The sequence below is a fragment of the Aerosakkonema funiforme FACHB-1375 genome, assembly GCF_014696265.1.
GTDB classification, from domain to species: domain Bacteria; phylum Cyanobacteriota; class Cyanobacteriia; order Cyanobacteriales; family Aerosakkonemataceae; genus Aerosakkonema; species Aerosakkonema funiforme_A.
Map to the genome: position 1 here is coordinate 13168 of NZ_JACJPW010000079.1, position 25783 is coordinate 38950.

Consider the following 25783-nt stretch of genomic DNA (forward strand, 5'->3'; position numbering starts at 1 on the left):
AAGTCCGGATAACCAAATCAAAACTCGCTCAAACTATTTCTAGAAAAAGGTCTTTGGCGCTGTTGCATTCAGGACAATTGGCAAAGTTGAGTAGATCTGTTGTGTAGCCACACTCAGGGCAAACATAGAAAACTTTCTTGGCTTCTTTCCAATCTTTGAGGTTATCTTTAGCTTGAGTGTAAAATTTGGCGTGTTCTTTCTCCGCTTCTACTGCATATTCAAATGTTTGTTCGGCATCTTTGTTATTTTCTTTCCTGGCTTGTTCGATGAATTGCGGATACATGGTATCCCGTTCGTAGGACTCGCCTTTAATAGCAGCTTCTAAGTTTTCTTGGGTAGATTTTACTTCAAGTTTTTCAATTTTCGCTTCAGGTGTTGCACCGAGTTTACGAATTACGGCGGCGTGATTGGCGGCGTGAATTGCTTCGGCAGTTGCGGCTGCTTTAAAAAGGCTGGCAACTTGCAAATAACCTTCTTCTTTGGCTTTTTGTGCAAAGGCGACATAGCGGGCGTGAGCGTTTGATTCGCCATTGTATGCCGCTTGTAGATTTTTAAGCGAGAGGGATTCCTCGTTGGAAACTGTTTGAGCTACGGGCGATGTTGTCTCTACAATAGCTACAGGCGGTTGTTCTTGTTTGCAACTTGTGAGGGAAAGTGCTGCGACTGTAGCAGTTACGAGGAGAATAAATGTTTTTTGGCTAATTTGAGATAAATTTAGGCAACGGTTCACGGTCAAAATCTCCTTGTCGATCGAGAGTGTTGTTCGCTATTTATCGGCTTCATTTTGTGGTTGAGGGCGTTTCTTAAATAAACCAGTCATGCTCAAACCAGTCACGAGCAAACCAATTAAGCCCAAACCATTCAAAATTGGATAGATTTCTTCTAAATGTAAAATTTTGAATGTATGAATATCCAGGAGGAATTCAGCTAATTCATCTTGGTGAAACCATTCATCCAAAATTGTATAACCCAATCCTGTTACCACGGTCAAAATTAAAGGCAGGCAAACTGCGATCGCAATCAGGCGATGGTATTTACGAAAGGCACGATTCATTACGGATTACCTTAAAAAATCAACGGCAGAAAGCGTGCTGCACTTGAGCTACTTTTAAAGGTTAAAACTAAAAAGTAAAGAAACCGGGTAGATAGAAAAGACGCCTCAGCCAGAAACCGGGTTTCTGCGTCGATATCTAGTTGAGAAAGCCACGATTTTGCTCAGAAACCCGGTTTCTTTGCGTAAGTTCTCACGCTAATGGCAAACGGACGCGAAAACAGCTACCGACGCCGACTTCGCTGCTGACGGTGATTTCGCAGCCGTGAAATTGGGCGATAGCTTGGGCGATCGCCAAACCCATACCCTGTCCGCCTTGACGACGCGATCGCGCTTTATCCGCCCGCCAAAAGCGATCGAACACCGATTTAAGATGTTCCGGTGCAATTCCTATCCCCGTATCTTCCACGCTGACAAAGACATATTTGTCAACGTTTTTCATCGTCAGGGTAACTGTTCCTCCGGCGGGGGTGTATTGCAGTGCATTTTCCAGCAAATTCGCAAATAAACGCATCAACTTAACTGCATCCCCCTTCACAAATATCCCCACTAACAAATTCGATTTCAGATAAATTTCCTTTTCTTCTGCTTGCAATTCTAACATTTCTAGCAAATCTTCTAACATTTCATCTAAAGGAATAGCTATCCATTCATGCTGAACCGCTACTGCTACTGCATCCATCCGCGCCAATAGCAACAAGTCTTCTACTAACCGACTCATTTGTTGGGTAGCAGATGCGATCGCACTTAATTTTTTCACATCCGCTGGATGAATTCGTTCCGGATGATTTTGCATTACATCCACCGAAGTTTTAATCGCCGTCAGCGGACTTCGTAACTCGTGCGAAGCATCGGCTGTAAATTGTTTTAATTGTTGAAAACTTGCTTCAATTGGTTTGAGTGCTTGTTTAGTCAGCCACAAACCACCAATCCCCGTTACACTAAGCGCGACCACACTCCCCAAACCCAAACCCCAGCGCAGGCGAATCAGAACGGTTTCCACTTCTTCTGTCGATTCGCTGGTGCGAATGTAACCTTCTAATTTTTTTTCTATTTGGTGGTAGCTGAACGCGCCAATTGTAATTGTGCGAATTTTGCCTTGCTGTAATGTTTCAAATCCAGCACGGGGGGATAAATTGTCAAAAGTTTTGCCAGCATTTCCCAATAACTGACCATTTTCATCAAACCATTCTACACCTTGATCCGGTTCCCGCATATTTTGCCAGGGAATATCTAAATCTCCGTCTCCATCTAACCGTCGAAAAACTTGCGGATGAGAAGTTAAATTAGCAGGATTACTCTGCTTTTGTTGGCGATATTCATGTTTGATTTGGGTCAAGCTGTGGGCAGCTGCTTGAGCTAAAGTCTCTAAGCGTTCGTCTAATTGTTGATAAAGAATGCGCGAAAAAAATTCGTATACGGTTACAGTAGAAGTACCGAGAATTGCTAGCATCACCGTCAGGTATGATAGTAACAGACGCGATCGCAAAGCTTTAAATTGGATATTGTTCATGGCGAAGGTGTTGTTTTTTGTCAAAAAAACAAATACTAATGACTAATTTGTTTTAGCCTATATCCTAACCCATAAACTGTTTCAATGAAGTCATGATAAGCGCCAGCGGCTTTCAACTTCTTGCGTAAATCTTTGAGATGAACTTTAACAGTTTCATCCGAGGGAGGGTCATCATCAAAAGACCAAAGATGATCTACGATCGTACTGCGACTGAGAACTCGACCGCTATTACGCAAAAATAATTCTAATAAACCATATTCTTTGGGAGTCAAACGCAACTCTTGTCCCCGATAAGTCACCTGACAGCTACTAGGATCGAGGCGCAGATATTCCCATTCTAAAATTGGCGGTAAGCTGGAATTACCTCGGCGCAGTAAAGCGCGGATTCTTGCTGATAATTCCGGTAAATCGAAAGGTTTGACGACGTAATCATCCGCACCTGCATCTAATCCCATCACTTTATCGGTACTGGTATCTTTCGCAGTTAGCATCAGAACTGGCGTTTTCAAACCGTGCGATCGCAACCTCCGACAAAGGCGGATACCATCTAACTTAGGCAGCATAACATCCAGTAAAATCAGATCGTAAACGCCAATTTCTGCAAAATTCCAACCTGACTCACCATCAGCGGCAATATCCACTGTATAATTTTGGTCGGTGAGCGCTTCTTTGAGTGCCTCCGCAATGCGATCGTCATCTTCTACAAGCAGAATTTTCATCCAAAAATATTGAATAACTACAAATAAAATTTCATCGCCAATGGTGACAAACACATCCTCACATCCGCTTCGCCAACCTTTATTTCGATCGCTGTGGGTCGCGTCAGTAGCATCGAATATCGGGACTTGGATGCAGAATGTCGGCGGGGTCTGGTTGATGACATCCCTCTCACCGTCGCCGTTGATGGTGGCGCTGATGCAAACTGCAACCAGTTTGCCAGTGTTTATCGTCGGACTGCCGGCGGGTGCGGTAGCGGATATTGTCGATCGCCGTCGTTTGCTACTATTTTGGCAAGCTTGGATGTTGGTTGCCGCTTTATTACTTGGGGTGCTGACATTATTCCATGCCATGACGCCTTGGTTACTGCTAGCACTCACTTTTGCCTTGGGGTTGGGTGCGGCGATGAATGCCCCAGCTTGGCAAGCAATTGTACCGGAACTGGTATCTCGCCCGCAATTGCCAACCGCCATCACCCTTAACGGCGTCGGTTTCAATGTGGCACGCGCTGTCGGGCCTGCATTGGGTGGTATTGTGGTGGCAGCAGCTGGTGCAGGCGTAGTGTTTCTGCTGAATGCGGCATCGTTTCTGGGCGTGATGGCGGTAATCTATAGTTGGAAGCGATCGCAAACCAAAAGCGCCTTACCCGCAGAACGCACGATCGGCGCAATTCGAGCCGGACTGCGATATTTAAAATATGCACCTGTTTTGCGTGCTGTGTTGCTGCGAACGGGAGTATTCATTATTTGCGGTAGTGCTTTGTGGGCGCTACTACCCCTGGTAGCAAAACAGGAACTGGGACTCGGTTCGTTTGGATACGGCGTACTGCTGGGGTGCATCGGTTTGGGAGCAGTCACGGGAGCTTTTGTACTGCCCAAAGTACGGAGAAGAGTTTCTACCGATGTGCTAATTGTAGCAGGAACGGTACTATTTGCTTTAGCTACACTGGCGCTGGCATATTTACGCAATCTCGGTTTGCTGTACTTGGCGCTAGTTGCAGGCGGACTGGCGTGGATTGGCATTATGTCCAGTTTAAATGCAGCCACGCAGTTAGCCGTGCCCACATGGGTGCAAGCGCGATCGCTCAGTCTTTATCAGTTAGTATTTCAAGGTGGAATAGCGACTGGCAGCGCATTTTGGGGCTTAGCTGCCGAGCGTTGGGGAAATTCTACCGCACTTTCAGGTGCGGCGATCGGTTTGGTTATCGGGTTGGTCGCTGCTGTCCCCTATCGCTTAGCAACCAGCGAGAAATTGGATTTAACTCCATCTTTGCACTGGCCGGAACCTGTAGTCGCGATCGAATTGAATCCAGAACAAGGGCCGGTGCTGATAACAATAGAATATCGCATCGACACAGCGCGATCGCAGGAATTTGCAGAGGCGATGCACGCTTTGAGTCGCTTGCGTCGGCGCGATGGTGCAGTACGCTGGGGTTTGTGGGAAGATACCGCCGATCCGAGTCGCTATGTAGAAACTTATGTTGTAGAATCTTGGGCAGAACATTTGCGTCAGCACGAGCGTTTTACTGTTGCCGATCGTGCAGAAGAAGCGCGTGTTCGTACTTTTCATATTGGCGATACACCGCCGATTGTTTCTCACTTAATTTATACTGGTCAAACAGAGCGCGTGCAGTGACAAGCTGCAAAATATCTGTTGTCATCACCGAATTTTAGATTTTAGATTGAATCACTGGAGTTTTGGCGTCGTATTTAATAGAGTTGAAACAGTTCCCATTATGTATGGGATGCTTGTTTAGGCATTCTCTCCACTTTCTTAACCTGTGACGAATGGGCAACAATACGAAAAACTTTATACTACCTTAACAAATTATGAATGAGACTGCTAACTTACCAGGCTATCAAATTACAGAGCAATTATACGCAGGAACGCGCACCCTTGTCTATCGAGGCATCCGGATCGGCGATCGACAACCCGTCACCATCAAACTACTGCGAAACGAATTCCCAAATTTTAACGAACTCGTCCAATTTCGCAACCAATATACTATTGCCAAAAATCTCGACTTCCCTAGCATTATCAAACCCTTAGCCCTAGAAGTATATCGCAATGGCTATGCCTTAGTCATGGAAGACTTCGGCGGAATTTCCTTCTCTGATTATCTCAAAAGAGCCACAGATGAAGATTTCAAGTATAAATGCTTACCTTTAGAAAAGTTTCTCGAAATAGCCATCCAACTTGCAGAAGCTCTACACTATCTCTACCAAAATAGAGTCATTCACAAAGATATCAAACCCGCTAATATCTTAATTAGTCCCGATACTAAACAAGTAAAATTAATTGATTTTAGTATTGCTTCTCTCCTGCCAAGAGAAACCCAAGAGATTCATAACGCTAAAGACTTAGAAGGCACATTAGCGTATATTTCTCCCGAACAAACTGGTCGAATGAATCGAGGCATAGATTATCGCAGTGACTTTTATTTTCTGGGAGTAACATTTTATGAATTGTTGACAGGATCGTTACCATTTAGTTCAGAAGATGCAATGGAATTGGTACATTGTCACTTAGCAAAACAGCCGATACCTATACATGAAATTAATTCAGAAATACCCATAATGTTATCAGAAATTGTCAGTAAGCTGCTCGCAAAAAATGCCGAATACCGTTATCAGAGCGCCTTGGGTATTAAGCACGATTTAGAAATCTGTCTAGCTCAAATACAAGCTACAGGTAAAATAGAACCTTTTGAAATAGGAAAGCAAGATATTAGCGATCGCTTCCTCATTCACGAAAAACTATATGGAAGAGAAGCGGAAGTAAATCAACTATTAAGTACCTTCGATCGAGTCGCCAATGGCACAACAGAAATGATCCTAGTTGCGGGTTTTTCTGGAATTGGCAAAACCGCTGTTGTGAATGAAGTACATAAACCGATTGTTCGTCAACGCGGCTTTTTTATCAAGGGCAAATATGACCAATTTCAACGGAATATTCCCTTTTTAGCATTCGTACAAGCTTTCCGCGATTTAATAGGGCAACTATTATCAGAACCAGATGAGGAATTGCTAACATGGAAAACCAAAATTCTCTCTGCACTGGGAGAGAACGGGCAAGTTTTAATTGACGTAATTCCTGAGTTAGAAAACATCATCGGTAAACAGCCACCAGCCATAGAATTATCGGGAACTGCCGCTCAAAATCGCTTTAATTTACTATTAAAAAATTTTGTGCAAGTCTTTACCAGCAAAGAACATCCCTTAGTGATGTTTTTAGATGACTTGCAATGGGCTGATTCTGCATCGCTGAATTTGCTCTCATTATTGATGCAACAAGATACAGGACATCTATTGATATTAGGCGCTTATCGAGATAATGAAGTTTCACCCGTGCATTCATTCATTTTAACAGTAGATGAAATTGTAAAAATGGGAGCAAAAGTTAATATAATTATTTTGCCACCCTTAAAGGAATCGGATATTAATAGGTTGGTAGCAGATACTCTGAATTGTGAATTGACCCTAGCGCAGCCTTTAACAAGATTAATATATCAAAAAACTCAGGGAAATCCTTTCTTTGCAACTCAGTTCCTCAAAGCATTACACGATGACAAACTCATTACTTTTAATTGGAATATCCAGCATTGGCAGTGCGATATTTCCCAAGTCAACGCCCTAGCAATTACTGATGATGTTGTTGAATTTATGGCGTGGCAATTGCAGAAATTACCAATCCAAACCCAGGATGTCTTAAAGTTGGCTGCTTGTATTGGGGCGCAGTTCGATTTACATACTTTGGCAATTGTTTCACAACAATCGGAAACAGAGACGGCAACTGTCTTGTGGAGAGCATTGCAGGAGGGTTTAATTTTACCGATTAGTAATATTTATAAGTTTTATCAGTGTGAAAACAACGATAACTTAAGCCCTGAAGATGAAAATGCTAATAAACAAAATCCTAGATACAGATTTTTGCACGATCGCGTTCAACAAGCCGCCTATTCTCTGATTCCCAAAGACGAAAAACAGGTAACTCATTTCAAAATCGGTCAACTGCTCCAACAAAACTTATCAGAAATAGAAAAAGAAGAAAAACTATTTGATATTGTCGGGCATTTGAATTTAGGAATTGGGTTAATTACTCAAGCGGTAGAACGAGAAGCTTTAGCCAGATTGAACTTAGCAGCAGCAGAGAAAGCCAGAAATTCTACAGCCTATTCAGCCGCCAGAAGTTTTGCGAACACAGGGATTGAGTTGCTGGCGAAAAACTGTTGGCAAACTCAGTATGAATTAACCCTGAATCTTTATGTAGAAGCGGCGGAAACTGCTTACTTAAATGCCGATTTCGATGGGATGGAAGAAATCGCAGCAGAAGTTTTGCGATCGGCCCAAACAATACTAGACAAAGTGAAGATTTATGAGATTCAAATCAACGCACTGACAACCCAGGGTCAGATATTAGAAGCGATCGCTGTCGGTATAAATGCCCTAGCAAGCTTGGGAGTTGAATTTCCCTCTAAACCTGACAAAGCCTTGACTGACAAAGCACTACAAAACATTGCCAGTCAACTCCAAGAGAAAAACATTGAGGATCTGGTTAACCTCCCTGTGATGAGCGATCCTAGTAAAATTGCGGCTATGCAATTATTAGGAAAGTTGTTTTCGCCGATTTTTATAGTTAGTCCCACCTTACTACCATTCCACTCCTCCATAATGGTCAGTTTATCCCTCCAATTTGGAAATACACCCGCATCAACGATCGGCTATCTCAGTTATGGCATGGTGCTGTCTACTTTTTTGGGAGAGGTAGAGAGGGCCTATTGCTTTGGGCGAGTAGCACTGAGCTTAGTCAATAAGTTTAATTTGCGGGAATTAAAGTGCCTAACTTTACTTTTTTTTAGCGTTTTTATTCAGCATCGTCAAGAAGCTCTGAGGGCAGCTATCCCAATCCTGAAAGAAGGCTATCTGGCCGGAATGGAAACAGGTGAATTTCTCTATGGTGGTTACAATATAGCTACTTATTTCTTGGCTAATTTCTTCGCCGGAGTCGATCTGGAAGATTGGGAACAAGAAATAGAAAATTACTGTGTTGTTTTAGAGAAAGTCAAGCAATATTCTCCTGTTATTTACATGAAGATGAAAGCACAAATGGTGCAAAACTTGAGAACAATTTTTAATGAACAAGATTTATTAAGCGGCACTGTCTACGATGAGAAGGAGATGCTTCCTAAGCACCATGACGATAATGAGCTTACTGCCCTCGCTTATATCTATAGCTACAAACTGATACTTGCCTATCTGTTTGGCAACTTCACTAATGCCCTACACTACATTCCCCAAGCTAAGCTGTATTTGACGGCAGTGTCAGGAACAATTTATACTCCAGTCTTTCATTTCTATGCCGGGTTAACGTACTTGGCACTATTTTCTACCCAGTCAGAAATTGAGCAAGCTAACACTCTCGCTTTGGTGGAAACCCATCAAACTGCTCTGGCTCAATGGGCACACTATGCTCCCATGAATCACCAACATAAAGTTGACTTAGTAGAAGCAGAAAAATGCCGGGTTTTAGGCAAGAATTATGAAGCCGGAGATTGGTACGATCGCGCAATTGCTGGAGCCAATCAAAACGAATATATCCAAGAAGAAGCCTTAGCTTCGGAACTAGCAGCTAAATTTTATCTGGACTGGGGCAAAGAAAAAGTTGCTTCTGGATATATGCAGGAAGCATACTACTGTTACACCCGATGGGGTGCAAAGGCAAAAATCGCTTATTTAGAACAACACTATCCTCAACTACTAGGGGCTATTCTACAACCGACTAAACCAGCGAACGCATCTGGGGGAACAATCTCTTCAACTCTGATGAGAAGCGTAACTAGCAGCGGTAGCAGCAGCTTGAATTTATGGTTGGATTTTCCGGCGGTGATGAAAGCCGCACAAGCTATTTCTCAAGAAATTGAATTAGAGAAACTGTTAGCTACTTTAATGCAAATTGCGATCGCCCATACGGGAGCGCAAACTGGTATTTTAGTTATTCATCAAGAGGGAAAATGGTTAGTAGTGGCAAAAGCTAATCAAAACCATATAGAAAACTGGCAAATTCCTCTAGTGGAATGTCAAGAATTACCCCAAAATTTGATTTATTCTGTAGCCAGAAGTCAAAAAATAGCGGTTTTTGATAACTTGAGTGCTGACGCTAAATTTGCAGGAAATCGCTATATCATCACCCACCAGCCTAAATCAGTTTTATGTATTCCGATTAGCAAGCAGGGAAAATCGAGCGCGATTTTGTATTTGGAAAATAATCTAACAGTGGGAGCATTTACTAGCGATCGCGTCGAAACTCTCCAAATTCTTACGTCTCAAGCTGCTATCTCCATTGAAAATGCACGTTTGTATCAACAAGTAGAGAAATATTCTCACACTTTAGAAGCAGAAGTTGAGCGAAAAACTCAACAGTTAAGCCAAAAAGCTTCCGATCTAGAGCAAGCCTTGAAAAATTTACAACAAACCCAAGCCCAATTAATTCAGAGTGAGAAAATGTCAGCCCTCGGTCAACTGGTAGCGGGGATAGCGCACGAAATTAATAATCCCGTGAATTTTATTTATGGGAATCTTCAGTATACAGAAAATTATGTAAAAAAAATGCTGAATTTGCTGGAATTATATGAACAAGAATATCCTCAAACAAATTTAGTAATTCAAGCAAAAATAGAAGAAATTGAGTTAGATTTTCTCAGAAAAGATTTAATTAAAATTCTGCAATCGATGACAGTAGGAAGCGAACGAATCAAACAAATCATCCTGAGTTTGCGTAATTTTTCGCGCTTGGATGAATCCGATATGAAAGCGGTAGATTTACACACCGGAATTGAAAGCACTTTACTAATTTTACAAAATCGCTTCCAAGAGATTAATAATCAACCAAAAATAGAAGTGATTAAAGAGTATGGCAACCTTCCTCGTGTCACTTGTTATGCGAGTGAGATGAATCAGGTATTTATGAGTATTATCAGTAATGCTATTGATGCTCTCAAGCAAGTTAGTAAAACTAATAAAAATCACTTCATTCGGATTCAGACTCAAGTCATAGGAAAAGAGCAGGTAAGAATTGAGATCGCTGATAATGGTTGTGGGATTCCCGCCCATATTCAACAGCGCATATTCGAGCCATTTTTTACGACTAAACCAGTCGGAAGCGGTACGGGTTTAGGTTTATCAGTCAGTTATGCTATTGTCAAAAAACATGGCGGTCAATTAACCTGTGAATCGACTGTCGGTAGCGGGACAAAATTTGCGATCGAAATTCCCATCAAGTATCGGGGATAACTTACGGAAGTTTAGCTATAACATCGGAGGGGTCATCGCAGCGGGTTTGGGAACGTTTGGCACAAGGTAAATATTTTTTACACATCTTTGAGGGTTGGGATGACAACGCGCTAGCTGGTAGCCGGATGAAGTTAGGTAGGCGATCCCAAAACCACCCCTGCCCAAAACTTTTTCGATAACGCACCTATCGCCGGGGAACAGTTGTCCTTGTTTCCCAGCCATCTGCGATCGCTCTCTCGACAATTGGGATTTATTGTGGCACAAACAAGTAGCAGGCAAACAGGATATCCTAAGTATTTATGCTCAACAGATAAAATTCACCTCTAGCCAGAAAAGTCAGATATAAGTTAAAGATGAGATATGACTTGAATCGGTTTCGCTGCTACAGCTTAAGGTGGGACACATAGAAAAGAAGACTTTACCTTCTCTGAGATACAGTCTCTCACCAGTTGGTGAAAAATTCTCCTTCTCCCAGAGTCCCCCTTGTCTACCTTGAGTACTGAAGACTACCTTATCCGATCGCACTGTCACGGCTAAAGTTAATCGCTGTTGCGCTTTTAGCGCCTTTCGGATGCCTCAATAACCCTCTGTTCTATGTGTTCCCGGTGACTTTTGACATCCAGAGGCAACTATCCAAATTTGACTGTCCAGCCAAGCTGCTACTATCTTTGTTCTCATGTCAACGCTCGTAATAGTCGAATCTCCCACTAAAGCACGTACCATTCGCAACTTCCTGCCCTCCACCTACCGCGTCGAGGCATCGATGGGCCATGTGCGCGACCTGCCCTCATCTGCCGAAGAAATTCCCGAAGCAGTCAAAGGGGAAAAATGGGCGCAGTTGGGGGTGAATGTAGAGGCAGATTTTGAACCCCTATATGTCATCCCCAAGGAGAAGAAGAAAGTTGTCAAAGAGCTTCAAAAAGCTCTTGAAGAAGCTGACGAACTCATACTGGCAACAGATGAAGACCGCGAAGGCGAAAGCATTAGCTGGCATCTCAAAGAACTTTTAAAGCCCAAAATACCCACCAAGCGGATGGTGTTTCACGAAATTACCCAAGACGCCATCCGGGAAGCCCTGAAAAACTGCCGCAACATCGACGAACAGCTCGTCCACGCCCAGGAAACCAGACGCATTTTAGACCGATTGGTAGGGTACACCCTCTCACCCCTGCTGTGGAAGAAGATTGCTTGGGGGTTGTCTGCTGGGCGGGTGCAGTCGGTAGCCGTGCGGCTGTTGGTACAAAGGGAACGGGAACGCCGCGCTTTTCACGAAGCTAGCTACTGGGATCTCAAAGCCACGCTCGAACAGCAGAAAATTGGTTTTGAAGCCAAGCTAATGACGCTGAGAGGAACAAAAATAGCCAACGGCAGCGATTTTGACCCCTCAACCGGACGAATTGCTGCCGATCGCCATGTTATTCTGCTCAACGAAGCCGATGCTGTAGCACTCAAAAATCGACTCATCGGCAAAACTTGGACGGTGACCAATTTAGAGGAGCGTCCGGTCACTCGCAAACCCGCTCCACCGTTTACCACCTCGACACTGCAACAGGAAGCTAACCGGAAATTGCGCCTTTCTGCTCGCGATACAATGCGGATTGCCCAAAATTTATACGAGCAGGGCTACATTACCTACATGAGAACGGACTCGGTGAATTTGTCCGAGCAAGCTCTCACAGCTGCCCGCAGTTGCGTCGAGCAAATGTACGGTCAACAATACCTCAGTCCCGAACCCCGTCGCTACACGACCAAAAGCAAAGGCGCTCAGGAAGCTCACGAAGCTATTCGTCCAGCCGGTAGCACTTTCCGCACGCCGCAAGAAACTGCCCTCAGCGGTCTGGAATTCAAACTCTACGATTTGATTTGGAAGCGTACTGTCGCTACCCAAATGGCAGATTCCCGACAAACTCTCGTCACAGTCGATTTGCAAGTGGAGGATGCCGGTTTTCGTGCTACTGGTAAGCGAATTGATTTTCCCGGATATTTGCGTGCTTACGTGGAGGGTTCCGACGACCCGGAAGCCGCATTGGAAGACCAAGAGGTGATTTTACCACCTCTGAAGGTGGGAACTCGGCCTAACTGCAAAGAGATAGAATCTATCGGTCACGAAACCCAGCCGCCAGCGCGTTACACAGAAGCTTCTCTGGTGAAAACTTTGGAAAGCGAAGGGATTGGGCGTCCGAGTACCTACGCCAGCATTATCGGTACGATTATCGATCGCGGCTACGCTCAGATGAATAACAACGCCCTCATCCCTACTTTTACGGCTTTTGCCGTGACCGGTCTGCTGGAAAAACACTTTCCCGATTTGGTAAATACCAGTTTTACTTCCCAGATGGAGCAGACTTTGGATGATATCGCTACCGGCGAAGCGGATTGGCTCCCCTATCTGCGGGAATTCTACCTGGGAGAACAGGGTCTGGAAACTCAGGTGAAAGAACGGGAAAGCGGAATTGACCCCAACGAAGCTCGTGCGATCGAATTGGAAAACCTCGATGCCAAAGTCCGCATCGGCAAATTTGGCGCTTACATAGAGGCAGAAAACGGCAACGGTGTTGTTACCGCCTCGATTCCCAAGGATTTGACTCCCGCCGACCTCAACCCAGAACAAGTAGAGGTGCTGCTGCGCCAGAAAACTGAGGGGCCAGAAAAACTGGGACTGCATCCGGAAACCGGGGAGCCGATCTACGTACTGATCGGCACTTATGGCCCCTACGTCCAGCTGGGCGATGTCACCGAGGAAAATAAAAAGCCGAAACGGGTTTCTTTGCCCAAAGATGTCACCCTGGAGAATGTCACTCTGGATACAGCAGTGCGACTGCTGGCTCTCCCCAGAACGTTAGGCCATCACCCGGAGACTGGTGCCAAAATTCAAGCTGCACTGGGACGTTTTGGCCCTTACGTTGTTCACGACCAAGGTAAGGAAGGTAAAGACTTTCGTTCTTTGAAATCTAGCGATAATGTATTGACAATTTCGTTAGAACGTGCATTGGAACTCCTGGCTGAGCCTAAGAAGGGGCGCGGCGGCAGTAGCAACAAGTCGAAGGAACCTTTAAGAGCCTTGGGCGCTCACCCAGGTGATGACGAACCCGTGAATATCTATGATGGCCGCTACGGCCCCTATATCAAGCACGGGAAAACGAATGCTTCCATTCCGAAAGATTTATCGGTGGAAGAAATAACGCTGGAAAAGGCTGTGGAACTTTTGGAGGCGAAGGCATCTACTAAGAAGTCCAGCACAAAATCTAGTAAGTCAGCCGTTTCTTCTACTGCCAAAAAGTCGTCCACATCGACAACTAAGACAGCAACGAAAACTGCTGGAAAAACGACAGCGAAAACAACTGGAAAAACGACTGCTACTAAGAAAAAAACTACAGCTAGCTGAAATTTACAAGTGCTTTTTTCTTACTGGAGTTTAGACTAACCGCGCCTTCACGCGCGGTTAGTCTAAACTCCGGTGCAAAACTCAAATATAGGAAGTAATTTTGACTTTTATTTGTGACATGGTTCTTAGCTTAACAGGGATTGCTTTTCAATTACCCAAATGTTTGCTACAAATGGATTTTCTATTAAGAAACAGTTTGATATTCTGAATTGATTTCACCGCATATTTCTAGCGAACAATACCCAGATATTAAACCCAAACCAAATGTAGCAAACATTTTTCTATCTTAATCGAGCAACTCATCTCCCGTTACAGGGTAGCTTAACGGGAGAGCGTCAATTGATATTACGCCTAGAAACCTTTGAACATCTTTGCGCTGAAATTATTTGAGGTCATAGCGATCGAGCTTCATCACCTTGTCCCACGCCGCCACAAAGTCCTGCACAAATTTCTGCTGCGAGTCCCCACATCCGTAAACTTCCGCGAGAGCTCGTAGCTGAGAGTTCGAGCCGAAGATGAGGTCAACACGGGTACCAGTCCACTTAAGTTCGCCCGTTTTGCGATCGCTTCCCTCGAACTCATATTCATCTTCAGAGGTCGCCTTCCAGGTCGTACCCAGGTCGAGCAGGTTCACAAAAAAGTCATTGGTCAACGTCTCTGGTCGAGCGGTGAAGACGCCGTGTTTGGAGCCGCCAAAGTTTGCGCCCAAGACGCGCAAGCCACCCAAGAGAACCGTCATCTCAGGGGCAGACAGGGACAGCAATTGTGCCCGATCGACCAGCAGCTCTTCGAGCGATTCGCTGTGTTTGCCGCTAGTGTAGTTGCGGAACCCATCCGCAGTCGGTTCGAGTACGGCGAAGGACTCGACATCCGTTTTCTCTTGCAACGCATCTGTGCGTCCCGGCTGGAAGGGAACCTTGACATCCTTTCCAGCATTTTTCGCCGCTTGTTCGACACCTGCACATCCACCCAACACGATCAGGTCAGCCAGCGAAACCCGCTTTCCGCCAGACTGCGAGGTATTGAATTCCTGTTGGATGCTCTCAAGAGTCTGCAACACCGTCGCCAGTTGAGCCGGCTGGTTGACTTCCCAATCCTTCTGAGGTGCCAGACGAATACGCGCCCCGTTCGCCCCACCGCGCATATCGGAGCAGCGGAACGTTGACGCCGACGCCCAAGCAGTCGAAACGAGTTGGGAGACAGACAGTCCCGAAGCCAGGATTTTGCTCTTCAGGGTGGCGATATCCTGCTCATCAATCAACTCATGGTCAACTGCGGGAACGGGATCTTGCCACAAGAACTCTTCCTGGGGAACCTCTGAGCCGAGATAGCGCGATCGCGGCCCCATATCGCGATGGGTTAGCTTGAACCACGCCTTGGCGAAGGCTTCTGCGAACTCATCCGGGTTCTCGTAATAACGCCGTGCGATCGGCTCGTAGATGGAGTCCATCTTCATAGCCATGTCCGCCGTGGTCATCATGGGGGCGTGCCGTTTCGACGGATCGTGGGCGTCGGGCACGGTACCCGCACCAGCATCGCCCTTGGGCTTCCATTGCCATGCACCAGCGGGGCTCTTGGTCAACTCCCAGTCATATTTGAACAGGGTTTCGAGATAGCTGTTGTCCCACTGGGTCGGCGTGGGAGTCCATGCGCCTTCGATACCGCTGGTGATCGCATCGACGCCGACACCCGTGTTGAAGTTGCTCTTCCAGCCGAGTCCTTGCTCCACGATAGTGGCACCCCCAGGATCGGCACCTACGTGCGATGCCTCGCCCGCACCATGACATTTGCCAAAGGTATGCCCGCCGGCAACGAGCGCGACCGTTTCTGCATCGTTCATTGCCATCCGACCAAAGGTTTCGCGAATGTCGCGCCCGGAGCCAACTGGATCGGGTTCGCCGTCTGGCCCCTCTGGATTCACGTAGATCAGACCCATCTGAACGGCGGCAAGGGGATTTAGAAGCACGCGATCGCCTTCGTAACGCTCATTGCCGAGCCAGGTTTTCTCAGAACCCCAGTATATGTCTTCCTCTGGCTGCCAGACATCCACGCGCCCACCAGCAAAGCCCAGCGTCTTGAAGCCCATCGACTCTAGGGCGCAGTTGCCCGCGAAAATCATCAGGTCAGCCCAGGAGATTTTCTTGCCGTATTTCTGCTTGACTGGCCAAAGCAACATACGTGCCTTGTCCAGGTTGGCATTGTCTGGCCAACTGTTGAGGGGTTCAAACCGCTGGCTACCCGAACCTGCGCCGCCGCGACCGTCGCCAATCCGATACGTGCCTGCGCTGTGCCAAGCCATCCGGATGAAGAGCGGCCCATAATGGCCGTAGTCGGCTGGCCACCAGTCTTGGGAGGTCGTCATTAGCTCGTAGATATCTGCTCTCAGGGCAGCTAAGTCGAGGCTCTTGAACTCTGATGCGTAGTTGAATTCCTCACCCATCGGATTGGACTGGGGTGAGTGCTGGTGGAGGATGCTCAGATTCAAATAATTCGGCCACCAGTCTCGGTTTGATGGTATGACCCGAGGCTGATGTTTCTGACCGCCGCCCGTAAATGGGCATCCGCTTTCGCTGCTCATAGTATCTCCTGTCAAATGGTGTGGTGTAGATTCTTTTTATGTGCTACAGGTATTGCAAACAAATAACACATAGGTAATTACTGGGATAATCGATGAGAAATATAATCGAAGAGAAATTTAATTAACGTTATGATTTGAAACAAACGGTTATACTAATAGCTGCGCCGTATTGCAGCACGTTGGAGCCGACGCTAATGTCGGCGAAAGCATGACTTAATCTTTACTCTAAATAGCTTCCTTTAAACGGTGAATAATCGCGAGATTTTCCACCGTTTCTTCAAAGATATGACCGGGCGACAATAATCTGTAAAACCCTTAATTCGTGGGGGTTTTACAGATTATTGTCAAACAAGTAGGTCAGCTATTCTCAAAAAAACCTATCACTTCAAAAAAAATGAATTTGTTACCTTAATTGTACATCCAACACCTAAAAAGTCAACTAAAAAGAGCCGAGTTTATAATTTTATTGGTGTTAGTTGCGAGCTGACAACAGCATCGAATAGTAAAATTAGAACAATTGGCTAGCCAATTTTCCCAAAAAATATTATTTGAAAGTCTCCGTCAGAAGTAACAGAGATTTCTCTCGCTACCACACCTGACATTAGAAAGAATTTGGTGTCGTTTTAGGAGATAGAGAGTAAATCCTGGAGTTTTAATTTACTTGAAAGGAGTTAAGCCCCTCATAAAAAACCATATTATCAGCGAGGTCGCTGAGTCGAAAAGCTTATCTAGTCTAGCTTTGAGCAATAGTTGTCGCCCCATCAGCTAAACTCCAGCAAGTGAAGGACACAGAAACCTAGTTTCTGTGTCCTTCAGTTTATTCTAACCCCGACGCAATTTTCTTCTTTTCACTATTAACTTTTCACTTCTAACCTTTAACTTTTGATTGGTTTTTGCGTTGGAGTGCGGCAGCAGTAACAGCACCAAAAGTCAGTAAAGCCAATGCAGAAGTAGGTTCCGGAACTGGTTTGGGTTTTTGCAGAGCCACAACAAAAGTGGCATCCGGGTCGAACATATCGTTGGTGTAACTACCCCCTCCCCAAGACCCTGTTTGAGGATTGGAGCCACCGCCAAGGAAACCCTGTCCATCAGACCCACTGACCGTATCGGTGGGGATCAGTTTGGTGATGCGGATAGCATCAATTGCCTCCTCGTTACCGATGCCGAAATCGCTCAAGTCGAAACCAGTGGCAAACACATTAGTTTCAAAACCATCGCTGAATTCATATCTGAACTGAGTGAAGCTGCTTTGACCGACTTTCCTAACAGCTACCGCGTATGCTTCCGGTCTGCCCCAGCCACCGTTCTCGTATACCACGAAGTCATTGCCAGCAGCATTTGTTAGGGACATACCCGCTCCCCAGTTAAGGTCGATCGTACCTGGGACAGTTGGGTTGTTTACATCGCCAATATTTACCGAACTACCGGGATCGAAGCCGAGTATCGCACCGACGGTTCGATTGGCAATTTCGCTGTTGCCCGGTAGGAAGCTGGCAGTGAAGTGATTAATTACCTCGCTGCCTGAAACTATTGAGCCTCCGACTACAGAGTTGTCAGAATCCCAGGTATAACCGGCAACGGTGAAAGTGGCGGCAACTGCCGATTGTGCTGTAGCTATTCCTACACCGGTGAGGATGCTTAGCGACAGGCCGATTTGATTCCAGAGCTTTTTACTAAAGGTTTTCATACAGGTAGTGCCTCCCGACACAAAAGTGTTGATTCTAGGGAGACTCAAGCGTGCGATCGTCAGAACGCTCCGATCGAGAGTGGCCGTTAAGCTGTGTAAAGCATTGTTAGTTGTGGAACTTACGCTTTCTGGTAAGCGTTTGTTTTGCCCCTATGACGGACAATTTTTCAGCGGCTTTTTGCTGCCATACTGCCAATCGATTATCGAAATGCCAAATGTGTAAATTCTTTAACTAAGCCAGCAACTCTCTATGAGTCTTCTCCGAATGCACCCTAACATATACATATAAACCTATAACCAGTGTTTGTACATACCTTCGGTAAAGAATTTGTAAAGATTGCATCCACCTGAGCCTCAGCATAGCCAATGCTTTTCGCAACTATCGAAAGTTATATTTCTACTCCAACTAGGTTGAGTTCGTGTCTGGGGTGGGGTAAGTTGATCAATGTCAGTCGTGGAAAAGTTTTATGAGCAGCACGATCGCAATTACCGATTCCGAATTTGAAACTCAAGTCCTGAAAGCAACACAGCCAGTGTTAGTATACTTCTGGGCTTCTTGGTGTGGCCCTTGCCGTCTGATGACCCCGTTAATTAACTCAGCAGCGCAAACTTATAGCGATCGCCTCAAGGTGGTCAAAATGGAGGTAGATCCCAATCCGACTACTGTGGCAAAGTATAAGGTCGAAGGCGTTCCCGCATTGAGACTGTTTAAAAATGGCGAATTGATCGGGTCTGTTGAGGGCATCGATAGCAAACAGAAAATCACCCAGTTACTGGAATCCCACCTGTAAATAGTTATCAAAATTTTGGGTTAAAAACCTCGCCCTTCTAGGGCGACTTTATACGAGCTATGCTAATATAAAACCGTGGTATATAAAGGTCGAGCCATGATTGTTTGCGAATTCAAAGTCAAAGGGAAAGATAGTCAATATCCCGCCATTGACGAGGCTATTCGCACCTCCCAATTTATCCAGAATAAGTACAGGCGCTATTATGGGATGGACAACAAAAATATTGCTAAAAATATTGGCAGAGACGGCATTAACAAGTATGGCACGGTACTGACTAAAAAATTCACATTTGCCAAGGAACTGAATTCGATGGGGAGACAATCTGCTGCCGAAAGGTCTTGGTCTGCACTCGCTCAATTATACGATAATTGCAAGAATAATGATTATTGAGTAAATATGCAATTTGCTAAACGTTTAGAACCCCTACAATTTAATGTTTTCGCAGATATGGATCGGGCGAAAGCATCATCAGTAGCAGGAGGAAAGGAATTAATTGACCTGTCGCTGGGATCTTCGGATTTGCCAGCAGCAACCCACGTCATCAATGCGATCGCTCAATCCTTACAAGACCCCAGCACCCACGGTTACTTACTGTTTCGCAGCACGAAAGATTTTCGGGTTGCTGCTGCTACCTGGTATACTCAAAAATTTGGTATCCCGGTTGACCCGGAAACTGAAGTGCTGCCGCTGATCGGTTCTCAGGAAGGAACGGCCCATTTGCCCTTGGCAGTTCTCAATCCAGGAGATTTTGCGCTGCTATTAGACCCAGGCTATCCTTCGCATATGGGTGGGGTCTACCTCGCCAGCGGTCAGATCTACCCTATGCCCCTACGGGCAGAAAATGGGTTTTTGCCTATATTTGAGGAGGTGCCAGAAGCAGTTTTAGCACAGGCAAAAATGATGGTGCTAAGTTATCCCCATAACCCTACTGCGGCGATCGCACCGCTGTCTTTTTTCCAAACAGCTGTTGCCTTTTGCCAACAGCACAATCTTGTGTTGGTTCACGATTTTCCCTACGCCGATTTAGTTTTTGAGGATACATCGGCACCTTCGATACTGCAAGCCGATCCTGAAAAAAGTGTTTCGATCGAGTTCTTCACTCTTTCCAAGTCTTATAATATGGGTGGTTTTCGCATCGGTTATGCTATCGGCAATCCAAAGCTGATTCAGGCGTTGCGGCAGGTAAAAGCGGCTGTTGATTTTAATCAGTATGGAGGTATCCTTAACGGCGCGATCGCGGCCTTAAGTGGCCCTCAAGAAGGAGTCAAAGCTGCCGTTGCCACTTTCCGAAATCGGCGAGATGCTTTCGTCAAAGCTTTAAATAATATTGGCTGGCTGGTTCCGACACCAAGAGCCACAATGTATGTATGGGCCAAATTACCCGCACCTTGGACGGAAAATTCGATCGGATTTTGCACTCAGCTCGTGGAAGCTACGGGTGTTGCCGTTTCTCCCGGTGCTGGGTTTGGTAAATCTGGGGAAGGGTATGTCCGTTTTGCTCTAGTACACGAACCGCCAGTTCTGGAAGTTGCGGTGAAGCGAATGGATGAATTCTTGCGTGTGCGATCGCCAGCCTAAATATTGCCCTAGTAAATGATTTTGGGCTAAGAACGTCATCACTGACGAACGCAATCGCTATAACTTGAACTAGATGGCGAAGCCCCTCTCTTAGGTTTTGCCAGTCTGGACAATTCTCTTGCAACTAAGCGCCAACTTTCAAACGCAGGATAGCTCTTTGAGAGTTATGGTTCATCAAAATAAATTAAAATTTCAGAAAAATCGTAACAGTAAAATGCGATCGTATTGCTGTCTTTTTTTATTGAAAAAATCATAATGTATAACTTGTATCGAAGAAATTTACTATAACCATTCTGGATCGGTAATACACTACTTTCGACCATATTATGTACACAATTCTTAACATAATTTTAATAATGGGTAGAAGTGATTAAAAGCAGGTTTTACTCGGTCAAGCAACTCGTTATAAAGACAGAATAAGATTTTTATCTTTTGTATAAATTGATAAATTTTACATAAAGGTAACGGATACTTAGCAGTATTGCTACTGTATTCTCCTAGTATTACTCTCTGGAGAATTTTCCGGTTGTAAACGAAAGCCTTGCACAAAGGGTGCTAGCCAAACTATAAAAACCATGCTGAAAATACAGCAAATCCCGCTTGCTCAGTCAGGAGAGCAAATTTTGGCCGATCGAATTTTACTCGTTGAAGACCACGAGGTAAATCGTCGCTTGCTGAGCGACTACCTCTGTTATCTCGGATACCAGGTTTTGTGCCTTGCCGAAGGCAGCACCTTTTTTCAGGCGATGTCCAAGTTTCGGCCTCAGCTAGTTTTATTAGACTTGAAGTTACCAGGAGTTGATGGATATACCATACTCCAAGAAATCCGGGAGATACCGGACTGGCATCAAGTACCTGTGATCGTCGTCTCGGCGTATGCTTTTAAAGCCGATCAACAACGCGCTCTCAGTTTGGGAGCTACAAGGTACTTCGTTAAACCAGTAAATCTTTCTCATTTGCGACAGGCAATTCAAGAAGAATTACGCGATCGACCTATATAAATTACCTTTCTTTTGTCTCTAGTTATCAGCCATTTTTTCTGGGTGGCAATTTTTTCCCCAATCTGGGAGAGATTTTGCATAGAATCTCTGATGTCGTCCATTTTAGCTTCAATTTGTGCCACTAATAAATTTACTGTTTGGAGATGATTGAGAGTTTGATTCAATGCTTCGCGATACTCAGTTTGAAAATTTTCTGATGGCATGGATGCAACCCGGTTTGTGTGAAAGTAAGCGGCCAAGTTGTTAAAAGAGAAAGACTCTTAGTCTTAATCTAAACTCTCATATTTGAAAATTAGTACCGATCGGTCATAAATTTATCTTTCTTGCCTAGTAGAATAGTCAAATTTTAATAATTTTTAATAAATCCTATGGTATCGGCTTTGCGAAATTTAACAATCCAGTATTTTTACATAAATAAAGGCAAAAAATTTTGAATTTTTTATAGTTTATATACGTAGCTAGTATCGGTATACTTAGTGGGAATAAAATTTTTGGCTTCTCTCATCTAAAATTAAATCAAATAACGACAGCATCTCATGATTTCACCCACAGATCGTCAAGATTTTACGGATATGAGACGATAAATTGATATCGCCTTTTTTTGAACCAGTCCTCAGAATTTACCAAAACTTCACACAAATTTGACCAGAAATTACGCTAAGTTCACCCAACCCAAAAGTGGCTTTCCTAAAATGGAAGAAAGTGAAGGTTAAGCGTTCAAGGGTGGATCTGCTAGAACCGTGAAGTGAAACAGACAAATCCCGTCAACAGTGGGATGTGCAACGTAAATCGTTTATTGAGAAACTTGAGAGGGAATCCAAAAATGCTTCAGACTATTAAACGTATTGCTATCGGTGCTTCAATGGTCGCAGGTGTGAGCGCACTAGCCACCGCCCCAGCATCCGCCGCATCCCTCACAAATGCCACAATTGGCGGAAGTGCAGCTAGCGATTATTTAGTGTACGGTGTCTCCGGGAGTCAAACCGTTGAGATTCCAAATACTCCGGCAAACGTACAAGCCGTTCTCGACGGTAATGCCGCCAGTCCCACAGGTAACGTAGAATTGAGAGCCAGTACAGAGAAAGGGACTTTTACTGGTATCGATTTTCTAAAGAACACCACCTTGACAGGTAATATTGCTGGCAAGTCACTCACTCTTAGCAGTCTCACGGCAACTGACTGGTTTGGAGCAAGTCTGAATACGACATACGGCGCGAACAACCTTGCTAACAAGTGGTTTAACGAGTTCATCACCAAAGCTGGTTATGGTGTATTCGTAGGAACTGGTGTTGCAACTAGTTACTTTAATGCCTTTTTGGGTATGGGGGGATTCCAAGCAAGCAGCGACCCCAACATCTCCTACGTCAACCAAAATGATGATACTGGCCTAATTAGTATTGGGTTGGCAGGTCACAACGATTTAAAAGCTGCCTATGCTAGTAATCCCAAATATGCAGCATTTGCATCTTTTTTACCAAGTGGATTCCAAGCAAGCGAAGTAGTCAAGTATACTTACGAAGGCAAGACTGACTATCTCTACAGCTTCAACGCTACCAATTCGGGTCTGGTTAACACGGATGGATTCTCTCACAACGGTAACTACGAAGTATCTTTTCAGGGAGTAAAAGTGCCCGAACCATCCACAATGCTTGGTTTGATGGCTGTGGGTGGGTTGTTTGCCACCAGCAAGCGCAAGTCACAAAAAACCGCCTAATAAATTGTTTAATTGCTTAAAAAGCGGGTTTTTTGCAAAAAACCTGCTTTTTGTTCGGTTTCGGGTAGGCAATACCCACCCTCTAAACGAAAAGGCTTTCTTATGATGGTGATGGACAGTTTCTTTTAGTGAGTTGTGACCACTTCACAGAAAGCGCTACCTTTAGTAAAAGACCGGGAACGCCTGGAAGGTCGCCTCAAGGAGATTCCGGCAAAGCCAGGTGTATATATAATGAGGGATGAGAGCGATCGCATCCTCTACATCGGTAAATCGAAAAAATTGCGATCGCGTCTGCGTTCCTACTTCCGCGAAGCTTCCGACCTCTCCCCTCGTATTGCCTTAATGGTACAGCAGGTAGTCGAGATCGAAATCATCGTCACCGATACGGAAGCAGAAGCACTGGCATTAGAAGCAAACTTAGTTAAGCAGCACCAACCGTACTTTAACGTACTGCTCAAAGACGACAAGAAATATCCCTACGTATTGATTACTTGGTCAGAAGATTATCCCCGTATTTTCCTCACCCGCAATCGCAGGCTGGGGAAAAAACAAGACAAGTATTATGGCCCTTACACCGATGCTCGCATATTGCGCCAAACCCTGCATATAGTCAAGCGCATTTTTCCTTTGCGTCAGCGTCCCCAACCTTTATTTAAAGACCGTCCCTGTCTCAATTACGACTTAGGTCGCTGTCCCGGCGTATGCCAGCTGCTGATTTCTCCAGAAGAATATCGCAAAACTGTACAAAAAGTGGCAATGCTTTTCCAAGGTCGCACGCAAGAATTGATCGATATTCTCACAGCGCAGATGGAACAAGCCGCAGAAGCGCTCAACTTTGAAACGGCGGCGCGTATTCGCGACCAAATTACCGGATTGAAATCTTTGACGGCTGACCAAAAAGTCTCGTTACCCGATGATACCGTGTCGCGAGATGCGATCGCCCTTGCCGCTGACGATCGACACGCCTGCATTCAATTATTCCAGATTCGGGCCGGACGTTTGGTGGGAAGGTTGGGATTTGTGGCAGATGCTGAATCTGCTACACCTGGAGCGATTTTGCAGCGGGTGTTGGAAGAACATTATCAAAATGCCGAATCTGTGGAAATTCCCACCGAAATTCTGGTGCAATACGAGTTACCGGAAAGCGAAATGTTGGCAGAATTTTTAGGAGAAAGAAAAGGTCGCAAAGTGACTATTTTGGCTCCGCAAAGACAAAGCAAAGCCGAATTAATTGAAATGGTGGAACGCAATGCTGAGTATGAATTATCTCGCACTCAGAAATTTGCCGATCGCAACAGCGAAGCAATGCAAGATTTAGCCAACATTCTCGATTTGCCCGACTTGCCACGCCGCATAGAAGGTTACGATATTTCCCATATTCAAGGTGCAAACGCTGTCGCATCTCAGGTTGTCTTTATCGACGGTTTACCCGCCAAACAACATTATCGACATTACAAGATCAAAAATCCTGCCGTTACAGTCGGTCACTCTGACGACTTTGCCAGTCTCGCCGAAGTTATCCGCCGTCGCTTCCGCAAGTACGCAGAAGACCCGCAATTGGAACGAGTGGGAAATCCAGATTTTCCCGATTTGGTGATGATTGATGGTGGGAAAGGTCAGCTATCATCGGTTGTGGCAGTACTGCAAGAAATGAATCTTTTGGAAGATTTGCGAGTGGTAAGTTTAGCCAAGCAGCGAGAAGAAATATTTCTGCCAGGGGAATCTTTGCCGCTGCAAACAGATGCAGAACAACCGGGTGTACAATTGTTGCGGCGACTGCGGGATGAGGCGCATCGATTTGCTGTTAGTTTCCATCGCCAACAGCGTAGCGATAAGTTGCGACGTTCTCGTTTGGATGAAATTCCCGGATTGGGATTTGAGCGACAAAAGCAACTTTTGGCACATTTTCACTCGATCGATTATATCCGAGAGGCATCTCCAAAACAGCTAGCGGAAGCGCCTGGAATTGGCCCTCGTTTAGCTCAGGAAATTTTCGATTATTTCCATCCAGCTTAAGATTGAGGGACTGGCGCAGCCAAAAGTCAAAAGTCAAAAGTCAAAAGTCAAAATTCCTCCCTCTTCCCTAATCCCTAGCCCCTAGCCCCCAGCCCCTAGCCCCTTTGTTTTGACTTTTGACTCTTGCGATCGGGGGAGAGTGATGTCAAGCTGTGGAAGGGGTGGGAGCAGCAACCATAAAGTTACTTATTTATTCATAAACTTACTCAATAATAGATGGTATTATGTGGAGATGAGTAAGTTCATTCTACCCCAAGCAGAGCATCAGTCAGAAACTTATGAAAATCGTAGAGGAGTTAAGAGAAGTTGCTCAAAAGCTTCCAAACAAAACTTAACCTAAACAACCAACAACGTAGCCTAGCAGCCAAACACGCAGGCGTAGCTAGACACGCTTGGAATTGGGGATTAGAAATTTGTTTGAAAGCTTTGTCGGCAAACAAAAAGCTACCAACCGCTATCGATC

The 25783-nt window shown here is 45.1% G+C and carries 18 protein-coding genes and 1 pseudogene; 11 read left to right on the forward strand and 8 right to left on the reverse strand.

Features of this window, described 5'->3' with window-relative positions:
- Window positions 1-28: 28 nt before the first annotated feature.
- The 4 genes from H6G03_RS25470 to H6G03_RS25485 form a co-directional block, all read right to left on the reverse strand.
- Window positions 29-730, reverse strand: coding sequence for a rubrerythrin family protein (locus tag H6G03_RS25470; RefSeq protein ID WP_322111974.1), 702 nt, complete (start codon window positions 728-730; stop codon window positions 29-31).
- Between the two features lie 36 nt (window positions 731-766).
- Window positions 767-1054 carry a peptidase gene (locus H6G03_RS25475; RefSeq protein WP_190470496.1) on the reverse strand — a complete coding sequence of 96 codons (288 nt, stop codon included), beginning with the start codon at window positions 1052-1054 and terminating at the stop codon, window positions 767-769.
- 190 nt (window positions 1055-1244) lie between these two features.
- Window positions 1245-2564, reverse strand: coding sequence for a sensor histidine kinase (locus H6G03_RS25480; RefSeq protein WP_190470499.1), 1320 nt, complete (start codon window positions 2562-2564; stop codon window positions 1245-1247).
- A gap of 35 nt (window positions 2565-2599) precedes the next feature.
- A complete protein-coding gene (locus H6G03_RS25485; RefSeq protein ID WP_190470545.1) occupies window positions 2600-3283 on the reverse strand; it encodes a response regulator transcription factor in 684 nt (227 codons plus the stop codon).
- Window positions 3284-3323: 40 nt separating this feature from the next.
- Here H6G03_RS25485 and H6G03_RS25490 point away from each other — a divergent pair, with 40 nt between their 5' ends.
- Together H6G03_RS25490 and H6G03_RS25495 are read left to right on the forward strand one after the other, a co-directional pair.
- Window positions 3324-4916 carry an MFS transporter gene (locus H6G03_RS25490; RefSeq protein ID WP_190470502.1) on the forward strand — a complete coding sequence of 531 codons (1593 nt, stop codon included), beginning with the start codon at window positions 3324-3326 and terminating at the stop codon, window positions 4914-4916.
- A gap of 194 nt (window positions 4917-5110) precedes the next feature.
- Window positions 5111-10570, forward strand: coding sequence for a trifunctional serine/threonine-protein kinase/ATP-binding protein/sensor histidine kinase (locus H6G03_RS25495; RefSeq protein WP_190470505.1), 5460 nt, complete (start codon window positions 5111-5113; stop codon window positions 10568-10570).
- Between the two features lie 15 nt (window positions 10571-10585).
- On the opposite strand, the gene H6G03_RS25500 is transcribed toward H6G03_RS25495, so the two are convergent.
- Window positions 10586-10792: a hypothetical protein gene (locus H6G03_RS25500; protein ID WP_190470507.1), complete on the reverse strand. Its 207-nt coding sequence runs from the start codon at window positions 10790-10792 to the stop codon at window positions 10586-10588.
- A 454-nt stretch (window positions 10793-11246) separates the two neighbouring features.
- Between H6G03_RS25500 and topA the strand changes: the two genes are divergently transcribed.
- On the forward strand, window positions 11247-13955 hold the full coding sequence (gene topA / locus H6G03_RS25505) for a type I DNA topoisomerase (RefSeq protein WP_190470511.1): 2709 nt from the start codon (window positions 11247-11249) through the stop codon (window positions 13953-13955).
- 382 nt (window positions 13956-14337) lie between these two features.
- Here topA and katG read toward each other — a convergent pair whose 3' ends face one another.
- Together katG and H6G03_RS25515 are read right to left on the reverse strand one after the other, a co-directional pair.
- On the reverse strand, window positions 14338-16533 hold the full coding sequence (gene katG / locus H6G03_RS25510) for a catalase/peroxidase HPI (RefSeq protein WP_190470514.1): 2196 nt from the start codon (window positions 16531-16533) through the stop codon (window positions 14338-14340).
- Between the two features lie 868 nt (window positions 16534-17401).
- Window positions 17402-18220, reverse strand: coding sequence for a PEP-CTERM sorting domain-containing protein (locus H6G03_RS25515; RefSeq protein WP_190470517.1), 819 nt, complete (start codon window positions 18218-18220; stop codon window positions 17402-17404).
- A 7-nt stretch (window positions 18221-18227) separates the two neighbouring features.
- Here H6G03_RS25515 and H6G03_RS25520 point away from each other — a divergent pair, with 7 nt between their 5' ends.
- The 5 genes and pseudogenes from H6G03_RS25520 to H6G03_RS25540 all read left to right on the forward strand — a co-directional run bounded on the left by H6G03_RS25520 (window position 18228) and on the right by H6G03_RS25540 (window position 21590).
- Window positions 18228-18443, forward strand: coding sequence for a hypothetical protein (locus H6G03_RS25520; protein WP_190470519.1), 216 nt, complete (start codon window positions 18228-18230; stop codon window positions 18441-18443).
- Window positions 18444-18687: 244 nt separating this feature from the next.
- The gene (gene trxA, locus H6G03_RS25525) at window positions 18688-19011 is read left to right on the forward strand and encodes a thioredoxin (RefSeq protein WP_190470524.1); all 324 of its coding nucleotides are present in this window, start codon (window positions 18688-18690) and stop codon (window positions 19009-19011) included.
- 96 nt (window positions 19012-19107) lie between these two features.
- Window positions 19108-19386, forward strand: a pseudogene (locus H6G03_RS25530) (hypothetical protein); the annotation flags it as partial.
- 21 nt (window positions 19387-19407) lie between these two features.
- Complete coding sequence (locus tag H6G03_RS25535) at window positions 19408-20589, forward strand: LL-diaminopimelate aminotransferase (RefSeq protein WP_190470526.1); 1182 nt, start codon at window positions 19408-19410, stop codon at window positions 20587-20589.
- A 575-nt stretch (window positions 20590-21164) separates the two neighbouring features.
- Complete coding sequence (locus H6G03_RS25540; protein ID WP_190470529.1) at window positions 21165-21590, forward strand: response regulator; 426 nt, start codon at window positions 21165-21167, stop codon at window positions 21588-21590.
- On the opposite strand, the gene H6G03_RS25545 is transcribed toward H6G03_RS25540, so the two are convergent.
- The gene (locus H6G03_RS25545; protein WP_190470532.1) at window positions 21560-21793 is read right to left on the reverse strand and encodes a hypothetical protein; all 234 of its coding nucleotides are present in this window, start codon (window positions 21791-21793) and stop codon (window positions 21560-21562) included. The genes H6G03_RS25540 and H6G03_RS25545 overlap by 31 nt on opposite strands.
- Before the next feature lie 620 nt (window positions 21794-22413).
- Here H6G03_RS25545 and H6G03_RS25550 point away from each other — a divergent pair.
- From H6G03_RS25550 to H6G03_RS25560, 3 genes are all read left to right on the forward strand, one after another.
- On the forward strand, window positions 22414-23304 hold the full coding sequence (locus H6G03_RS25550) for an NF038130 family PEP-CTERM protein (RefSeq protein WP_190470534.1): 891 nt from the start codon (window positions 22414-22416) through the stop codon (window positions 23302-23304).
- A 135-nt stretch (window positions 23305-23439) separates the two neighbouring features.
- Complete coding sequence (uvrC, locus tag H6G03_RS25555) at window positions 23440-25320, forward strand: excinuclease ABC subunit UvrC (RefSeq protein WP_190470537.1); 1881 nt, start codon at window positions 23440-23442, stop codon at window positions 25318-25320.
- 306 nt (window positions 25321-25626) lie between these two features.
- Window positions 25627-25783, forward strand: a 157-nt coding sequence (locus tag H6G03_RS25560) for a helix-turn-helix domain-containing protein (RefSeq protein ID WP_190470540.1), incomplete at its 3' end; no start/stop codon positions are given.

Bases quoted from the DNA above. Each gene is read 5' to 3' on its own strand.
- topA (WP_190470511.1), top strand. From the start codon at position 11,247: ATGTCAACGCTCGTAATAGTCGAATCTCCCACTAAAGCACGTACCATT.
- H6G03_RS25515 (WP_190470517.1), bottom strand. From the start codon at position 18,220: ATGAAAACCTTTAGTAAAAAGCTCTGGAATCAAATCGGCCTGTCGCTA.
- H6G03_RS25535 (WP_190470526.1), top strand. From the start codon at position 19,408: ATGCAATTTGCTAAACGTTTAGAACCCCTACAATTTAATGTTTTCGCA.
- trxA (WP_190470524.1), top strand. From the start codon at position 18,688: ATGAGCAGCACGATCGCAATTACCGATTCCGAATTTGAAACTCAAGTC.
- H6G03_RS25495 (WP_190470505.1), top strand. From the start codon at position 5,111: ATGAATGAGACTGCTAACTTACCAGGCTATCAAATTACAGAGCAATTA.
- H6G03_RS25480 (WP_190470499.1), bottom strand. From the start codon at position 2,564: ATGAACAATATCCAATTTAAAGCTTTGCGATCGCGTCTGTTACTATCA.
- H6G03_RS25490 (WP_190470502.1), top strand. From the start codon at position 3,324: ATGGTGACAAACACATCCTCACATCCGCTTCGCCAACCTTTATTTCGA.
- H6G03_RS25485 (WP_190470545.1), bottom strand. From the start codon at position 3,283: ATGAAAATTCTGCTTGTAGAAGATGACGATCGCATTGCGGAGGCACTC.
- H6G03_RS25540 (WP_190470529.1), top strand. From the start codon at position 21,165: ATGCTGAAAATACAGCAAATCCCGCTTGCTCAGTCAGGAGAGCAAATT.
- H6G03_RS25545 (WP_190470532.1), bottom strand. From the start codon at position 21,793: ATGCCATCAGAAAATTTTCAAACTGAGTATCGCGAAGCATTGAATCAA.
- H6G03_RS25475 (WP_190470496.1), bottom strand. From the start codon at position 1,054: ATGAATCGTGCCTTTCGTAAATACCATCGCCTGATTGCGATCGCAGTT.
- H6G03_RS25500 (WP_190470507.1), bottom strand. From the start codon at position 10,792: ATGGCTGGGAAACAAGGACAACTGTTCCCCGGCGATAGGTGCGTTATC.
- H6G03_RS25550 (WP_190470534.1), top strand. From the start codon at position 22,414: ATGCTTCAGACTATTAAACGTATTGCTATCGGTGCTTCAATGGTCGCA.
- katG (WP_190470514.1), bottom strand. From the start codon at position 16,533: ATGAGCAGCGAAAGCGGATGCCCATTTACGGGCGGCGGTCAGAAACAT.